Annotated in this window: 16 protein-coding genes; 10 read left to right on the forward strand and 6 right to left on the reverse strand. The window is 67.9% G+C overall.

Annotated features, from left to right (window positions below; all coding sequences use genetic code 11):
• The first annotated feature begins 314 nt into the window (after positions 1-314).
• From CFREN_RS07330 to CFREN_RS07340, 3 genes are read left to right on the forward strand one after another with little or no spacing between them, the layout of a single operon-like run.
• Complete coding sequence (locus CFREN_RS07330) at positions 315-1,154, forward strand: FxsA family protein (protein ID WP_209652821.1); 840 nt, start codon at positions 315-317, stop codon at positions 1,152-1,154.
• A complete protein-coding gene (gene lnt, locus CFREN_RS07335; RefSeq protein ID WP_209652819.1) occupies positions 1,151-2,704 on the forward strand; it encodes an apolipoprotein N-acyltransferase in 1,554 nt (517 codons plus the stop codon). Before CFREN_RS07330 ends, lnt begins: the two co-directional genes overlap by 4 nt.
• A complete protein-coding gene (locus CFREN_RS07340) occupies positions 2,704-3,495 on the forward strand; it encodes a polyprenol monophosphomannose synthase (protein ID WP_209652817.1) in 792 nt (263 codons plus the stop codon). Before lnt ends, CFREN_RS07340 begins: the two co-directional genes overlap by 1 nt.
• 150 nt (positions 3,496-3,645) lie before the next feature.
• Here the strand turns inward: CFREN_RS07340 and CFREN_RS07345 are convergent, their stop codons facing one another.
• Positions 3,646-4,035 (reverse strand): RNA polymerase-binding protein RbpA, encoded by a 390-nt coding sequence (locus CFREN_RS07345; protein ID WP_070522162.1) that lies wholly within the window; start codon positions 4,033-4,035, stop codon positions 3,646-3,648.
• A 90-nt stretch (positions 4,036-4,125) separates the two neighbouring features.
• Between CFREN_RS07345 and CFREN_RS07350 the strand changes: the two genes are divergently transcribed.
• The 6 genes from CFREN_RS07350 (at position 4,126) to CFREN_RS07375 (ending at position 9,863) form a co-directional block, all read left to right on the forward strand.
• Positions 4,126-4,476, forward strand: a complete 351-nt coding sequence (locus CFREN_RS07350) for a hypothetical protein (protein ID WP_209652814.1) — start codon at positions 4,126-4,128, stop codon at positions 4,474-4,476.
• A gap of 137 nt (positions 4,477-4,613) precedes the next feature.
• Positions 4,614-5,318, forward strand: a complete 705-nt coding sequence (locus tag CFREN_RS07355) for a YceI family protein (protein ID WP_035123710.1) — start codon at positions 4,614-4,616, stop codon at positions 5,316-5,318.
• 179 nt (positions 5,319-5,497) lie between these two features.
• On the forward strand, positions 5,498-5,746 hold the full coding sequence (locus tag CFREN_RS07360; RefSeq protein ID WP_209652813.1) for a hypothetical protein: 249 nt from the start codon (positions 5,498-5,500) through the stop codon (positions 5,744-5,746).
• A 314-nt stretch (positions 5,747-6,060) separates the two neighbouring features.
• Positions 6,061-7,041, forward strand: a complete 981-nt coding sequence (locus CFREN_RS07365; protein ID WP_244979520.1) for a PhzF family phenazine biosynthesis protein — start codon at positions 6,061-6,063, stop codon at positions 7,039-7,041.
• A 311-nt stretch (positions 7,042-7,352) separates the two neighbouring features.
• On the forward strand, positions 7,353-8,711 hold the full coding sequence (locus tag CFREN_RS07370) for a hemolysin family protein (protein WP_209652810.1): 1,359 nt from the start codon (positions 7,353-7,355) through the stop codon (positions 8,709-8,711).
• Complete coding sequence (locus CFREN_RS07375) at positions 8,712-9,863, forward strand: hemolysin family protein (protein WP_083291513.1); 1,152 nt, start codon at positions 8,712-8,714, stop codon at positions 9,861-9,863.
• An 86-nt stretch (positions 9,864-9,949) separates the two neighbouring features.
• Here CFREN_RS07375 and CFREN_RS07380 read toward each other — a convergent pair whose 3' ends face one another.
• The 4 genes from CFREN_RS07380 to CFREN_RS07395 all read right to left on the reverse strand — a co-directional run bounded on the left by CFREN_RS07380 (position 9,950) and on the right by CFREN_RS07395 (position 13,331).
• Positions 9,950-11,431 carry a sodium/glutamate symporter gene (locus CFREN_RS07380; protein WP_070522147.1) on the reverse strand — a complete coding sequence of 494 codons (1,482 nt, stop codon included), beginning with the start codon at positions 11,429-11,431 and terminating at the stop codon, positions 9,950-9,952.
• A 237-nt stretch (positions 11,432-11,668) separates the two neighbouring features.
• Positions 11,669-12,166 (reverse strand): thiol peroxidase, encoded by a 498-nt coding sequence (tpx, locus tag CFREN_RS07385; RefSeq protein WP_070522144.1) that lies wholly within the window; start codon positions 12,164-12,166, stop codon positions 11,669-11,671.
• Positions 12,167-12,204: 38 nt separating this feature from the next.
• Positions 12,205-12,516 (reverse strand): AzlD domain-containing protein, encoded by a 312-nt coding sequence (locus tag CFREN_RS07390; protein WP_209652808.1) that lies wholly within the window; start codon positions 12,514-12,516, stop codon positions 12,205-12,207.
• Positions 12,513-13,331 (reverse strand): AzlC family ABC transporter permease, encoded by an 819-nt coding sequence (locus CFREN_RS07395; RefSeq protein ID WP_209652806.1) that lies wholly within the window; start codon positions 13,329-13,331, stop codon positions 12,513-12,515. The genes CFREN_RS07390 and CFREN_RS07395 overlap by 4 nt, the downstream gene beginning before the upstream one ends.
• 89 nt (positions 13,332-13,420) lie before the next feature.
• Here CFREN_RS07395 and CFREN_RS07400 point away from each other — a divergent pair, with 89 nt between their 5' ends.
• A complete protein-coding gene (locus tag CFREN_RS07400; RefSeq protein WP_035123702.1) occupies positions 13,421-13,705 on the forward strand; it encodes an Lrp/AsnC family transcriptional regulator in 285 nt (94 codons plus the stop codon).
• 61 nt (positions 13,706-13,766) lie between these two features.
• Here the strand turns inward: CFREN_RS07400 and CFREN_RS07405 are convergent, their stop codons facing one another.
• On the reverse strand, positions 13,767-15,659 hold the full coding sequence (locus CFREN_RS07405; protein ID WP_209652804.1) for an FAD-binding dehydrogenase: 1,893 nt from the start codon (positions 15,657-15,659) through the stop codon (positions 13,767-13,769).
• Between the last annotated feature and the right edge of the window lie 7 nt (positions 15,660-15,666).

Consider the following 15,666-nt stretch of genomic DNA (forward strand, 5'->3'; position numbering starts at 1 on the left):
GGCCACGCCTGCCACCGGGGTCGTTGCTCCCTCAGCCGGGCCCGCAGACGGCGCCGCAGACCACTTCGGCGGGAATCACGCGCCCCCATTTCGCGCCACACCAGCAACACCGGCCACGTCTGCCACAGTTAGATCTTGATCTGCAATTAGTCGGCGGATTTGTTGCAAAACGCCCGTCAAATCGGGAAAGTTTCGCCCAAATCTGCAACAAATCCGCCGACTAAGTGCGTATCAAACCGGGGCACCGACGACGCCGGACAGACGAGCACGCCGGCACCCGGGCCGCGGGCACCTGGGCGGGTAGGCTGGGCCTCATGTCGAATGCGCTGTTCGTGCTGTATCTCATCGTCGAAATCGCCGCGTTCGTCGCGGTGGGGAAGTGGATCGGCTTCGGTTGGGCGATTCTGGCGCTCATCGGCCTTTTCGCCGTCGGCGTCGTCGCGGCGGCGTGGGAGATGCGCCGCCTGACCGCCCGCGCGATGGACGACGCGATCTCCGCGCGAGAGGCGATGGGCGGCGGCTCCACCGGAACCGCCGACGCCCGTGCCTCCCGCGCCTCGGCCAGCCCCGCCGACCGCGAGAAGCAGGCCCGCAAGGCCCTGGCGTCGGCGGGAACGCTGGTGGTGGATTCGGCGATGCTCATGGTGGGCTGCGTGTTGTTGGCGCTGCCGGGCTTCGTCACGGCGGTGCTGGGTTTGCTGCTGATTCTGCCGCCGACGAGGTGGCTGATCCGTTCGGTTGGCGGCGCGTCGTTGTCGTCGTGGTTCCAGCGGACGGGGTCGCGGAGCATGTTCGTGGTGCAGCAGTACGGGGTGTGCTTCGGCGATGATGGTGCGGAAGTCATCGACCACGATGACCCGTCGGCGCCGTCGGGTCCGGGGGCGCCGTTCGGTTCCCGCTTTACGACGGCCGATGACTCGGCGCCCCGCCGTCTTGACCGGGGCACTGGCGAGCGCGTCACGTTTGACGTGCCGGATGATCTCAGCGAGCTCGACGAGTGGGCGAGCGAGGACGAGGAGCTCAGGGGCCGCCCCGCGGGCGGTGTTTCCGATGACATGGTCATCGACGAGGAACCCGCCGCCGATGACGAGGAACCCGACGACGGCGACGACGCGGGCGACGATCGCGATGACCGCCGGGAGCCGCGCGGATGATCGATGTTTCGGAGCGCGGCCGGGCCATTCTCCGTCTCGCCGCCGCGGCGCTCGGCGGTGCCTTCGTGGCGTGGTCGTTTCAGCCGGTGGGCCTGTGGTGGCTGAGCTGGGTCGGTGTGGCGATGTTGTTCGTCGCGCTGCTCGGCCGGCCGTCGTGGCGCATCACCGTCGGCATGGCGGTGTTGTGGGGGTTCACGACGGCGATGATCGCGTTGCCGTGGATTTCCGAGTTCGTCGGCGCGATGCCGTATGTGGCGTTGTCGGTGACGCTGGGCCTGATGCAGATCCCGGGCATTTTGCTCGCGCGGTTCATTCTCGGCGCGGACCTGCCGTGGCCTGCCCGGGCGGTGGGCGCGGCGGCGGCGCTGTTGGCGGGCGAGGCGTTGTTGGCGCGGTGGCCGTTCGGCGGTTTCCCGTGGTTGCGGGTCGGTTGGGGGCAGATCGGTGGTCCGCTTGACGACGCCGCCGTCCTCGGTGGAGTGGCGTTCGTCGGTTTTTTGGCGGTGGTGGCCGCTGCGGGGGTCGCGTCGGTCGTCGTCAAGCAATGGGTGACGGGCGCCGTGCTGATCCTGGTGCCGCTGGCCATCGGCGTGGTGGCGCAGCCGGCGACGGGCGAGGACGTCGACACGGTGCGCATCGCGGCGGTGCAGGGCAACGTGCCGCGGCTGGGCATGGATTTCAATGCGCAGCGGCGGGCCGTGCTGGAAAACCACGCCAACGCGACGCGCGACCTGGCCGCACGGGTGCGCGACGGCGTCGAACCGCGGCCGGACCTGGTGGTGTGGCCGGAGAACTCGTCGGACGTCAGCCCGTTCACCGACGCGGAGGCGGCGCGGATCATCGACGCGGCGGCGAAGGACATCGACGCCCCGATCATCGTGGGCACCTTCACCTACGACGACGGCGTTCAGAACACGATGGTGCTGTGGGACCCCGACACCGGGCCCGTCGACGGCGGGCGCCACGAGAAGATCTACCTGCAGCCCTTCGGCGAAACGATGCCGTTTCGCGATCTGCTGCGGCACATCACGCCGCTGGTCGACCGCGCCGGCGACATGACGCCCGGCTCCGGCGACGGGGTCATCGAGATCGACTCGATCGGCCTGGGCATCGCCACCTGCTACGAGGTCGTGTTCGACCCGGCGTTCCGCGACGCGGTGAACAACGGCGCGACGATCCTGGCCACCCCGACGAACAACGCCACCTTCGGGTACACCGACATGACGTACCAGCAGCTGGCGATGAGCCGGATGCGGGCCATCGAGTTCGACCGCGCCGTCATCGTGGCCGCGACCAGCGGCGTCAGCGCCATCGTCGCCCCCGACGGGACGGTGGAGCAGGAGACGGGGATCTTCGAGCAGCAGGTGCTCACGGCCGACCTGCCGCTGCGGGATCATCTCACCCCGGCCGCCCGGTATGGTGGGACGATGGAGTGGGCCATCGTCGCCCTCGCCGCGTTCGCGCTGATCGCAGCCGTGCGTCGTGCCATGGGCGCGGCGTCCGCGGCCCGCGAGGCCGAGCACCAGCAGGATTCCCATAAGGAGCGATAGTGTCCAAGCCGAGTGACAGCACCCTCGTCATCATTCCGACGTTCAACGAGCGGGAGAACCTGCCGCTCATCGTCGGTCGTCTGCGTGCGGCGCAGCCGGACGTGCACGTCCTCGTCGTCGACGATTCCTCCCCGGACGGCACCGGCGACGTCGCCGACGAGCTCGCCGCCGAGGCGCCGGAGCACATCCACGTCCTGCATCGCGAGGGCAAGGGCGGCCTGTGGGGCGCGTATCGGGCCGGTTTCGCGTGGGGGCTGGAGCGGGATTACCAGGTGCTGTGCGAGATGGACGCCGATGGGTCGCATGCCCCGGAGCAGCTGCACCTGCTTCTCGACGAGATCGACGCGGGGGCGGATCTGGTGATCGGTTCGCGCTACGTGCCGGGTGGTTCGACGGTGAATTGGCCGGCGTCGCGGAAGATCTTGTCGCGTGGCGGCAACCTGTACATTTCGCTGCTGTTGGGTGCCGGCATCCGCGACATCACTGCAGGGTACCGCGCATTTCGCCGTGAGGTGTTGGAGACGTTGGATCTCGACTCCATCGGCAAGGAGGCGTACCTGTTCCAGACGGAGATCGGCTGGAAGACGGTGCGGGCCGGTTTCGACGTCCGCGAGGTGCCCATCACGTTCACCGAGCGCGTGTACGGCGAGTCGAAGTTGTCGGGCAGTTTCGTCACCGATTCGTTGACCGCGGTGACGTCGTGGGGTCTGGGGTACCGGGCGGGTCAGGTCCGCGACATCGCCGGCGAGATCGGGCGTCTGGCCCGGCACTCCATCAAGAAGCGGTTCTAGCGCGCCGTTGCCGCAGGGTGCGGCGGTGTCGCACCGGTTTTCGCTTGACGACGATTCGACCCGGAAGGCCATGTGGTCTTCCGGGTCGAATCGTCGTAAAGCACGTACGGCGTGCGCAAGGGGGTGCGGGCGCCCGCCGGGGCAGGTGGGTTACTTGCCCTGGGCCTCGGCGGCCTCCGCCTCCTGCTGCTGCTTGAGCAGGCGCGCGGCGTTGCGGCGGCGCTTGCGCAGCAGGTCGATGCGCTCGTCGAGCAGGACGTCGAGCTCCTCGAGGGAGCGACGCTCGCGGAGCATGTCCCAGTGGGTGCGCGGCGGCTTGACCGGCTTGGACTCGGTGCCCTCGCCCTCGACGAGCTTGCCCATCTGGCCGTTCTTGCACAGCCACTCGCCGGGGATCTCGGCATCCTCGGCGAAGGGGACCTCGAAAATGCCGTCTTCGGTCTCGTAGCGGACCATGCGGCGGGGGGCGAGGTCGTGGTCGCGGTCCGTCTCGTAGGAGACGGCGCCCATGCGGCTACCGCGGAGAACTCGATCTGCCATGTGTGGCGGCCCTTCTTCCAAATGCTCGGGAATGGGAATCGGTGACCCTCGATTATATCCCCTGGGTGCGGGACGTGCCATAATCCGGGCGTGACACTCAAAGACTCCGGCCATTGCGAATGGTGCGGCAGGGAGATCGCCCTGTCGCCCCGCGGTCGTCGCCGCAAATACTGCGACCAGACGTGCCGCCAGCGGGCCTACGAACACCGGCGTGCCGAAGCCGGAGCCGCAGTGGCGGGCGGCGGTGCCGCGGGGGCGGGGGAGCAGGGGACCGGACTGTCGGATGGGCGGCTGGCGGCGCTGCGTGACGGGTTGTTCGAGCTGCGTTGCGCCGCCGAGGACGTGGAGACGGCCGTGGGCGAGGGCGCCGATGCCTCGGAGGTGGCGGCCATGTGTCGCGAGCTGGTGGTCAAGGCCCGCGAGCTGGAGCATTTCCGCTGATCGCCGGACAGGGCATCTGATCGTGGAGTGATGCGGCCGCCGGATCCGCACTTTGATCGCATTGAATTCCGAGACAAACGTACTGCACTGCGGGGACGATGGCGCTTGCCGGGAACCGACGGGATACCATGTCCGGTATGAATTCGGGCATGAAGAAGTCGATCGTGACGTTGGTGGCGGTGGCGGTGGTCGCTCTGGCGATCGTCATCGTCGGCCCCGTGTTGTACCGGGTCATCACCTCGGAGGGCGTGCGCACCGGTGGCGTGGACACCGAAAACGTCCAGCCGGCCACGACGGACCGCAACGGCACGTGGGAAGTCGCGCGGTCGGGCGCCGGGACGAGCACGTCGGTGGGCTACACGTTCGACGAGTTGCTGCCGGGCAGCAGCCGCACGACGTCGGGCTCGACCCACGACGTGACCGGCACGTTCGAAATCGCCGACGACACGCTGCAGTCGGGTTCGATCGTCGTGGACATGGAGACGCTGAAGTCCGACGACATGAAGCGCGACAACAACGTCCGCGACACCATCTTCACCACGGAGGCGTACCCGGAGGCCAAGTTCGAGGTGGCCGAGGAGACGGACCTGTCGCACGTGCCGGATGATGGCACGGCCGTCACGGTCGAGGTGCCGGGCCGCATGACCATTCGCGGCGTGACCAATGACGTCGTCGTTCCGATGCTGGTGATGCGCCACGGCGATCACGTGCTCATGTCCGGCACGTACGAGTTCAACCGCCTGGACTACAACGTGCGCACGCCTGACTTCGTCGCGGCGTCGGTCGACGAAAACGGCGAGCTGAATCTGCGCATCGTCTTGCGCAAGGTCGAGGCCGAGTAGACGGCCGAGACGAAGTCGGACGGCCCGGAGAAAAGCCGTCGGAAGCCCTGGAGCGGATCCCGAATCCACTCCAGGGCTTTGACATTTCGTCACAGTGACGTTTTGCGGAGCGGCTCCGGTATAGTCTCCAAACGGCCCCATGGGGCGGAGTCAGCCGCTTTTCGACGAAAGAGAGTCACATGTACGAGAAGATGCTCCTCGCACGCCGGGTTCGCATGGCACTGCTGATCGTCTTCATTCTTTTCGTCGCCTGGAAGCAGATGTGGTTGCTCGTCGCGATCGGGGCGGGACTCATGGCGCTGACGGTGTGGCAGACGAAGCGACTGCGCGAGGAGATCGCCGTGCGCACCGCGGCGGACCACGCCGGCGTTCCGTACGGCGCGGCGGCCAACGTCGCAGACGAAGACACGGAAAGCCGCGCACGCTAGACGACGGACACGCGGGACGTCGCCGAGCGCTCGGGGCGACACGGGGTGGCACACGCACCGGACAGCGCGTTCACCGGACAACACGCGCCGGACAGCGCGTGCACCGGGAGCAGGAACCCACAGCAAGAACCCCCGCAGGCAAGCGCCCCTTTCGTCAGATGTCCGATAATATACATTATGACATTCCAGGCATTGGGGTTCTCCCCGCTCGCGGCGCCACGTCCGGCGCATCGGCAGCCGGCGCAGCCACACCTTGCACTCGCGGGATCGCCACCCACGCCCGTCGCATCCGAGTCCGTTGCTAGCCTCGTGCCATGACCGAATCGAAGGACCACGCACCGCGCCATCTGGACCTGGAGATCGCACAGGTCGACGCTTTCACGGACCGCGTCTTCGGCGGCAACCCGGCGGCGGTCGTGCACCTGTCGGAGTGGCCGTCGGATGCGACGTTGCAGGCCATTGCGGCGGAGAACAATCTTTCGGAGACCGCGTTTCTCGTCGGTCGCATTCCCGACGACGCGCCGTCGGCCCCGTCGGCTGCGCCCGCCCATCATCTGCGATGGTTCACGCCGTCCGTCGAGGTCGATCTGTGCGGCCACGCGACCCTGGCTTCGGCCGCCCACCTCTTCGCCGCCGCCGACGCCGGCTGCTGGCATGCCGGTGCCTGCGACGGCGATGATGCGCGTGACGACGACCCCGCCCCGTCCCCGGACCGTCTCGAGTTCTGGACCCTGTCGGGATGGCTCACCGTCACCCGCACCCGAGGCACGAACGGCGGCGACGACCTGTTCACGCTCGACTTCCCCGCCGACGTGCCCACTGTCCTCGACGACGGCCCCTCGCGCGACGCCATCGCGGGCGCCTTGGGCATCGACGCGACATCGATCGTCGACACCGGATCGGGGCGAACCAAACTGCTGGTGGTCGTCGACTCCCCCGAACTCATTCGACCGCTCTCCCCCGACTTCGCGGCGGTGGCCCGCATCGCCGACCACGGCATCATGGTCACCGCCGACGCCACGGCCATCACGGGCGGTCCCGACGCCGATCACGACGTCGTCAGCCGCTACTTCGCGCCGTCCATCGGCGTCGACGAGGACCCCGTGACGGGTTCCGCCCACTGCGTCCTCGGCCCGTACTGGTTCGACGCACTCGGCCGTGACCGGCTCACCGCCCACCAGGCCTCCGCCCGCGGCGGCGTCCTCCAGCTCGAATCGGACGGCGACCGCATCCGCATCTCCGGCCACGCCGCCCACTACCTGACGGGCACCATTCGCGTCCCCATCCTCGATTGACGTCCCCGATTGACCTGGGGGTTTTGCTCCATTCCCGTGCCTGACCGCCCCCATCCGCGTGCTTGACCGACCCGGGGGATTCGGCGTGTCCCCCGGGGATATCTCAGCTCGGCATCACCGGAAAAGTCTCCTTCACCGGTGTGCGCACCGTACGCAAACCTATAAAATCGACTCATGCCTTCAGTGCGTTCCGAAAAGAAGCATACGCCCGCGGAGTCCACGGACGACTCCTGCGCGGCCGAGCCATCCCGAAGTCCCGGCTCCGTCCACGCGACGGACTCCCCGATCGGCGCGGCAGGGGGTGAGCGCCGATGCTCTGGTCCGCGGTAATCCTCCTGATCGCACTCATCGCGCTGATCCTCGCCAACGCGTTGTTCGTCGCCGTCGAGTTCTCCTACCTCACCGTCAACCGCAATGACCTGCAGCGACGCATCGACGGCGGCGACAAGACCGCGGCGCTCGTCGACAAGGCGCTGACGAAGACTTCGACGAACCTGTCCGGCGCGCAGCTGGGCATCACCGTCTCCAGTCTCGTCGCCGGATTCCTCACCGGCCCGTCCGTCGGCGTGCTCCTCCGCGAGGGGTTCGGGTTGACCGGTCTCGGTGATGGCATGGTCACCGCCATATCCACGACGGGCGCGTTCATCCTGGTCACCTTCACGCAGATGGTGTTCGGCGAACTCGTTCCCAAGAACTGGGCCATCGCCCAGCCGATGCGCGTCGCCGACCTGGTCGTGCGCCCGCAGAACGTGTTCATGTTCCTGTTCGGCTGGCTGGTGAAGATCCTCAACGGTTCCGCCAACCGCATCCTGCGCTGGCTCGGTTTCACCCCCGAAGAGGAAGCCGCCTCCGCCCGCACCGCCGAGGAACTGCTTGCCGTGGTTTCGCGCTCCGGAGACGAGGGCACGCTGGTCGCCTCCACCGCGGAGCTCGTCGCACGCTCCATCGAGTTCGGTGACCGCACCGCGGCCGACGTCATGACCCCGCGCCCCCGCGTCCGCTTCATCGAAGACGAGACGGTGGCGCAGGCGCTCGACGCCGTCGCGGAAACCGGCCACGCCCGCTTCCCCATCTTCTCGGACAACGTCGACGACGTCACCGGCGTCATCCACTACAACCGTCTGCTCGGCGTCCCCTACGACGAGCGCGCCACCACCCCGGCAGCGTCCGTGGCGGAACCGGTGCACGTCGTCTCCGAGTCGATGACCCTCGACCCGCTCATGCGTGAACTGCGGGAAACCCCGACGCAGCTGGCCGTCGTCGTCGACGAGTACGGCGGCACCGCCGGCATCGTCACGTTGGAGGACCTCGTCGAGGAAATCGTCGGGGAGATCGACGACGAGCAGGACGGAGGGGTCCGCCTCCACCACCGGATCGACGACTCCACGATGCTCATCTCCGGTCTCATGCGCCCCGACGAGCTCGGCGACCTCATCGACCTCGACCTCCCGGAAGGCGAGGAATCCGACACCATCGGCGGCCTGATCACCGAAAAGCTCGACCGCATGGCGCATGTCGGCGACGTCGTCCGGGTCGACGCCCTCGACCACGTCAATCGGGACGAAGACGACCTGCCCACGACGGCGGAAGTCGAGCTGCGCGTGCAGAAAATGGCCCGCCGCCGCGTGGGCCGCGTCCGCGTCACCGTGACGAGGAAGGAGAACGCGTAAATGTCCACCACAATGGCAATCATCGTCCTCGTGGCCATGCTCGCCCTAAACGCCTTCTTCGTCGCGGCGGAGTTCGCCATGGTGTCGGCGCGCCGCGACCAGGTCGAGCCGATGGCGCTGGCCGGCCGCCCCGGGGCGAAGTATGCGCTGCGCGGCATCGAGAATGTCTCGGTGCAGCTCGCGGCGACGCAGCTGGGCATCACGGCGTGTTCGCTGATCATCGGTTCGGTCGGCGAACCGGCCATCGCGTCGCTGATCGAGGCGCCGTTCCGCAGCCTGGGCGTGCCCGAGAGTCTGGTACATCCGATCGCTCTGGTCATCGCGTTGCTCATCGTGACGTTCCTGCACATGGTGCTCGGCGAGATGGTGCCGAAGAACATCGCCATCGCCAAGCCCCCGACCACCGCGGCGGTCATCGCGGTGCCGTTGCACGTTTTCGTCGTGGTCATGCGCCCGTTCATCGCCTTGATGAACCACACGGCGAATTTTTCGGTCCGCACCCTGTTCAAGGCGACGCCGAAGGACGAGGTCGATTCGACCTTCACGTCGGCGCAGGTCCAGGACTTCGTCGCGGAGTCGGGGCGGCAGGGTTTGCTTGACGACGACGAGATCTCCCTGCTGCAGGGGGCGCTGACCTTCGAGAAGCTGACCGCCGCCGACGTGTTGCTCCCGCCGGATTCGCTGGTCACCGTGACCCGCGAGGTAACGCCCGCGGAGCTGGAGGCCCTGTGCGCCGAGACCGGTTTTTCCCGGTATCCGGTGATGGATGACGGCGAATGCGTGGGCTACGTCCACGTCAAGGACGCCATTCGCCTGCCGGCCGAGGTCCGCGACCTGCCGCTGCCGGACATGCTCATCCGCGTGCCCTCCCGCATTCGATCCGACGAGAAGCTGCAGAAGGTCATGCGCACCATGCAGCGCGATCAAGCGCACTTCGCCCTCGTCGAGCAGGCCGAGGTCCTCGGTCCCGTCGAACCCGGCAAGGCCCCTCCGACGGCCCGCCGATCCGGTGGCGCCGACGACGTCGACGACGCCCGAGCCGATGCAGACTCCCCTGTGGTCGGCGATGCGCACCGCTACGCCGGCATCATCGCCTTCGAGGACGTCATCGAGGAGCTCGTCGGCGAGGTCCGCGAGGCCACCGCCAAGTAGGCGCCCGCAACGGCGTCCACCACGCGAAAACCGGCCCGCACATCACATGATGTGCGGGCCGGTTCGTCGTCAAGCAACCGAAACGGTTACACCGGATCCGGCGACCCGTCGGACGCCTGCTCCTTCTCCTTGACCAGCTTGTCCACGTGCGGATCACTGTCCTTCTTGCCCCAGAACAGCAGACCCCACGCCAGGGACGCCACGAACAGCACCGCCATGGCGATCAGCAGCGGATACGGGCCGAACTGGAAGATGATCGGCACCGACAACGCGGTGATCAGGCCACCGCCGAAGAACGGCTCGAACACCAGCTGCTTGTAACCGAACGCCTCGAACGCCGGCGACTTGCCCTCCGGGTCGACGATGCGCATGAGGATCAGACCCGTGGCCGTAACACCCATCGACTGGCCGAAGTCGCCGATGCCGCGCTCCAGCCAGTAAGACGGAATGGTCTTCGGCACCATCCACAACAGCAGGAACACGTTGAGCACGATGCCCGCCACGCACAGCAGGACGAACGTCCACATGTTGTCCGCGATGGCCTCCAGCGAAATCGTCGCCAGCGCCGCCACGATCAGCAGATCCAGCGCCAGACCCTGGATGCGCAGCATGATGCCGGCGTCGATGAGGTGGCCGTAGCCGATCTTGTTCAGGCCCAGCTGCAGGATGATGCCGCCGATCATGGCCAGCGGGAACAGCGGAACGAACTTCAGCAGCTCGACGGTGTCCGCCCACAGCACCTGCTCGATCCACTGGATGCCCTCCAGCAGGACCACGCCGATGAGGATCGCCACCGCCACGAACGCGACGTGCAGCGACAGCGGCTCGATCGACGACGGGCGCGACGTCATCGTGCCCGCGGTGTACTGCTCGTCCCTGCGGAACAGGCCGCGCTGCTCGGCGATGGAGCGGTCCTTGACCTCGGTGACGACCTCCGTGCGGCCGGTGCGGATGGCCCAGTTGATCACGCCGACGCCGATGACGATGCCGCCGACCAAGCCGACCGTGGCGATGGCGAGCGCGAGGTCACCGCCCTCCGACCAGCCCAGCTCCTCGAAGACGGAGACCATGCCGGCCGCGGTGCCGTGGCCGCCCTCGAAGCCGATCTCGATGAGCGCGCCGGCCATCGGAGTCATGCCGAACAACGGCACCAGAACCGCGACGGCGAGCAGCAGGCCGACGACGTACTGGCCGGAGGCGAACGCCACGCCGACCGCCAGCTGCGGCCCGGCCAGGTTGTACACCGACTTCGGCCCGGGCAGCTTCTGCCCCAGGAACAGCGTCGCGAAGACGACGGAAATCATCAGGCCGGGCAGGGTCTTCCAGACGGCGAGAACGTCGGAACCGAACACGCCGCCTTCCTGAATGAATTCGCCGACGCCACCATCGATGGACCCTCCGAGCAGGCCGAAGACCTCGGGACCGAGCAGCAGGGCGAGGAAACCGCCCATGATCGAGGCGGGCAGGAACAGTTGCTGCGTCACCTTCATCCGGATGCGCATGACCTTGCCGATGAACAGCATCAGCGCCAGCAGCAGCAGAGCGAGTCCAACCACGTTCGCGGACATCCGCACCTCCTTTCGTCATGCGCCCCCGGGGTGCGGGCGGCGCGTCGTATGTGAATGTCTCTCAAGGTCGACCTTATCCAAGTGAAGGTTCGTGTCAGCGAACCAGTTCCGGTTTCGGTGCGAATATTCAGCTTCGGTGCTTGACGACGCCCATGTGGAGCGCGGTTCGCCGGACACGCGAAAACCGCCCACCACGGTGAACGCGAGGTGGACGGGGCGTCGTAAAGCGGAAGAACCCTACTTCAGGGCGGCCAGGGCGGCGTCGTAATCCGGCTCCTCGGTGATCTCGTCGACGAGCTGGGTGTACAGGACCGTGCCGTCGGCGTCGAGGACGACGACCGCGCGGGCGAGCAGACCCGACAGCGGACCATCCTGCTGCACGACGCCGTAGGACTCGCCGAAACCATGACGGAAGTCGGAGGCGGCCGAGACGTTCTCGATGCCCTCCGCACCGCAGAAACGGTCGAGCGCGAACGGAAGGTCACGAGAAACGTTGACGACGGTGGTGTCGCCCAGATCGGCGGCGAGCTCGTTGAAACGACGCACCGAGGCGGCGCACACGCCGGTGTCGACCGACGGGAAGATGTTGAGCACGACGCGCTTGCCGACCAGATCAGCGGAATTGACGTCCGCGAGGTCGGTGCCCACGACGGTGAAGGCCGGGGCCTTCTCGCCGACGGCGGGCAGATCGCCGGACAGGTGGACGGGGGTTCCCTTGAACGCGGTGTTAGCCATGTCACCGTTTCTACCCGCGAACGACGGAAAATGCAGACTCACAACAGCCCGGCCGCCATCTCCACGACCCACACCGTCGCCGCCGTCCCCATCGCCACCGGCATCAACGACATGCCCCGCCACGCGAGCAGCACCGCCGCCGCCATGCCCGCCGCCCCCGAATACCAATTCGCCGTGGCGTGGACGACCGCCGGCAACGTCATCGCCGTGAGCACCGCATACGGCGTGAACTCCAGGAACGTGCGCAACCGCCGATTGCGCAGCTCCCCGCGCACCAGCAACAACGGCAGCGCGCGCAACGCGTAGGTGACGACGAACATCACCGCCACCGCCAACCACGGATCGATCACGGCCGTATCCTCCCCTCGGTCGCGCCCGCCGAACCGGTCATGCCGGCGCCCGCTCCCCCGCGGCGGGAAGTCGACGACGGGCCGTCGTCAAGCCCCGTGCCGCGAGGAAACAGCCACGCCCCGCACGCCGACGCAACCACCGTCGCGATGATGATGCGCCAGCCCGCCTGCAGCTCCGACGTCATCGGCGCGTAAAACAGCACCGCGCTGGCAGCCGCCGCGATGACCGCGACGATCGCCACCGGACGCGACCGCTTCACCGCCGGCACCACCGTCGCCGTGAACATCGCATACAACAACACCCCCATCGGCCCCGCCAGCGACTCGGGCAACACCTCCCCCGCCAACGCGCCGACGACCGTGCCCGACGTCCACCCGAGAATCGGCAACGCCATCAAACCCGCCGCATACCGCGCCCGCACCACGCGATGGCCCAGCTCGACGGCGAAAATCTCGTCGGTGACCCCATAGGCGACGACCAACCGCCCCACCGTCGACGTCCCCGGCTCCAACCGCTGCGACAACGACATGCTCATCAGCACGTACCGCAGATTGACCAGCAGGGTCGTCAACGCCAACTCGATGATCGTGCCGCCGGCCACCACCGCCACGCCGGCGAACTGGCCCGACGATGACAGATTCGTCGCCGACATCAACGCCAACCCCACCGTGGGAAAACCAACCGCCGCGGCCGCCAACCCGAACGCGATGGACACGGTGAAATATCCCAACGCGATGGGAATGCCGTCGCTCAGGCCCGTCGCAAAGCCCGGAACACAGCGCGGGGCCCCGGCGTCCCCCTCGACCTTCTTCACGCCGGTCAGCATAACCACCCGCGTATCATCGACCGGGTACGGGGCGCGCCGGCGCACCGACCGCCATCCGAAGCACACGAGGAGATCACATGTCGCTGACCACCGCCATTGTCCACATCGACGTCGAGGCCGACCTGATCCCCGAGGCGGCGGAGGCCATCGTCAACATCGACGGCGTCACCGAGGTGTACTCCATCACCGGCGACTGGGACCTCATCGCGATGGTGCGCACCTCCGACCACGAAAAGCTCGCCGAGATCATCCCCGGCGGCATTTCGAAGGTCGACGGCGTCATCCGCACCGAAACCCAGCTGGCGTTCCGCGCCTACTCCCGCCACGACCTCGAGGCGGCGTTCTCCCTCGGCCTGGACTAGCCCGCCGCAAGAGCGTTAAAGGACGCGGGTAAGCGCCCCCGCACCCACCGGGACAGGCCACCTAGTCGGTCCAACCGGTGGCCCGGGCCATGCCACGGCCGGCGCGCATGCCGCTGAAGATGCAGCCGCCGAGGAACGTGCCCTCCAGCGCGTTGCTGCCGTGCATGCCGCCACCACCGAATCCGGATGCCTCGCCCGCGGCGAAGAGGCCCTCGATGGGCGTGCCGTCCTCCCGCAGGGCGCGGCCGTCGAGGTCGGTTTCGATGCCGCCGAGGGTCTTGCGCGTGAGCATGCGCAGCCGCACGGCGATGAGCGGCCCCTCGTTCGGGTCGAGGATCGGCTTCTGCGGCACGGAACGCACGATCTTGTCGCCGAGGAACTTCCGCGCGACATGGACGTAGTTGACCTGGTAGTCCTTCGAAAACGCGTTGGCGGTCTGCCGGTCGCGCGCCTCGATCTGGCGGCGGATGTGGTCGACGTCGAGGACCGGCACGGGGCTTGACGACGCCTCGGCGTCCTCCCCGGTTGCGTCGTCCGAGGTGGCATCGGCGTCCGGAGTTTCATCGGCGTCGGAGGAAGCTTCGGCGGCTTCGTCGGACGACTGGCCGTCGTCAAGCGAAGAACCTTGACCCGAATCGGTCTTGCCCTCGAGCACCTCCTCCGGGACGCCCGCGACGCGGTTCATTCCCGCCACCAGCTCCTCGAGCGTCTCGGCGATGACCCAGTCCTCGCCGTTGTCCATGAACTTGCGCACCGGCTCCGGAATACCCGAGGTGACCTTGCCCACCAGCTTCTTCACCTCCTTGTCCGTCAGGTCGGGGTTCTGCTCCGAACCCGAGAACAGGAACTCCTTGGCCACGATCGCTCCGTTGAGCACGAACCACGAGTACCCGTGGCCGGTGGCCAGGATGTGCTTCATGGTGGCGACGGTGTCCGCACCCGGAATCAGCGGCGCCGGCAGGCGGTTGCCCTCCGCGTCGAACCACAGCGACGACGGACCGGGGATGATGCGGATGCCGTGGCCGGGCCAGATCGGATCCCAGTTGGCCATGCCCTCGGTGTAGTGCCACATGCGGTCGCGGTTGATCAGGTGCGCGCCCGCCTCGCCGGCGATGTCGATGCCGCGGCCGTCGACGTGGGCGGGCACGCCGACCACCATGTCGTCCGGCATGGCGCCGAGGCGCTCCTCCGGCCAGCAGCGGCGCACCGCGTCGAGGTTGCCGCCGACGCCGCCGGTGGAGATGAGCACGGCGCCGCCGCGGATCTCGAAGGTCTCGCCGACCTCCTCGCGCGGGGAGGCGACGCCGCGGGGCAGGTCGTCGCACGGCACGAGGATGCGGCCGCGCACGCCCACGGCCCGGCCGTCCTCCATGATGATTTCGTCGACGCGGTGGCGGTGGTGGAATTCGACGCGGCCCTCGTCGGCGGCGGCCTTGAGCGGTTCGGCGAAGACGCGGACGATCTCCGGGCCGGTGCCCCACGTCAGGTGGAAGCGGGGCACGGAGTTGCCGTGGCCGTCGGCGGACCCGTCGCCGCGTTCGGCCCAGCCGACGATGGGCAGGAATTTCACGCCGAGGCTGCGCAGGTATTCGCGCTTTTCGCCGGCGGCGAAGTCGAGGTAGGCCTCGGCCCACTTGCCGGGCCAGTGGTCGTCGTCGCGGTCGAAGGCGGCGGAGCCGAACCAGTCGGATCGGGCCAGTTCGCGCGAGTCCTTGACCTTCAGGCGGCGCTGTTCGGGCGAGTCGATGAGGAAGATGCCGCCGAGGGACCAGAACGCCTGGCCGCCGAGGTTGGCCTCGTTTTCCTGGTCGACGATGATGACCTTCCGGCCGGTGCGCTGCGCCTCGTAGGCTGCGACGAGGCCGGCCAGGCCCGCGCCGACGACGATGAGGGGCTGTTGCTTCTTCGACGAGCTGGTCTGCGTCGTGGTGGTCTGCTCCGCGGTGGTTTCCATGCGGCGA

It is taken from the genome of Corynebacterium freneyi (assembly GCF_030408835.1).
Taxonomy (GTDB): Bacteria; Actinomycetota; Actinomycetes; order Mycobacteriales; family Mycobacteriaceae; genus Corynebacterium; species Corynebacterium freneyi.

What these genes read in the sequence shown, in the direction of transcription:
- CFREN_RS07330 (WP_209652821.1), top strand. Translation starts at nt 315, where the DNA reads ATGTCGAATGCGCTGTTCGTGCTGTATCTCATCGTCGAAATCGCCGCG.
- lnt (WP_209652819.1), top strand. Translation starts at nt 1,151, where the DNA reads ATGATCGATGTTTCGGAGCGCGGCCGGGCCATTCTCCGTCTCGCCGCC.
- CFREN_RS07345 (WP_070522162.1), bottom strand. Translation starts at nt 4,035, where the DNA reads ATGGCAGATCGAGTTCTCCGCGGTAGCCGCATGGGCGCCGTCTCCTAC.
- CFREN_RS07355 (WP_035123710.1), top strand. Translation starts at nt 4,614, where the DNA reads ATGAATTCGGGCATGAAGAAGTCGATCGTGACGTTGGTGGCGGTGGCG.
- CFREN_RS07360 (WP_209652813.1), top strand. Translation starts at nt 5,498, where the DNA reads ATGTACGAGAAGATGCTCCTCGCACGCCGGGTTCGCATGGCACTGCTG.
- CFREN_RS07365 (WP_244979520.1), top strand. Translation starts at nt 6,061, where the DNA reads ATGACCGAATCGAAGGACCACGCACCGCGCCATCTGGACCTGGAGATC.
- CFREN_RS07370 (WP_209652810.1), top strand. Translation starts at nt 7,353, where the DNA reads ATGCTCTGGTCCGCGGTAATCCTCCTGATCGCACTCATCGCGCTGATC.
- CFREN_RS07375 (WP_083291513.1), top strand. Translation starts at nt 8,712, where the DNA reads ATGTCCACCACAATGGCAATCATCGTCCTCGTGGCCATGCTCGCCCTA.
- CFREN_RS07380 (WP_070522147.1), bottom strand. Translation starts at nt 11,431, where the DNA reads ATGTCCGCGAACGTGGTTGGACTCGCTCTGCTGCTGCTGGCGCTGATG.
- tpx (WP_070522144.1), bottom strand. Translation starts at nt 12,166, where the DNA reads ATGGCTAACACCGCGTTCAAGGGAACCCCCGTCCACCTGTCCGGCGAT.
- CFREN_RS07400 (WP_035123702.1), top strand. Translation starts at nt 13,421, where the DNA reads ATGTCGCTGACCACCGCCATTGTCCACATCGACGTCGAGGCCGACCTG.
- CFREN_RS07405 (WP_209652804.1), bottom strand. Translation starts at nt 15,659, where the DNA reads ATGGAAACCACCGCGGAGCAGACCACCACGACGCAGACCAGCTCGTCG.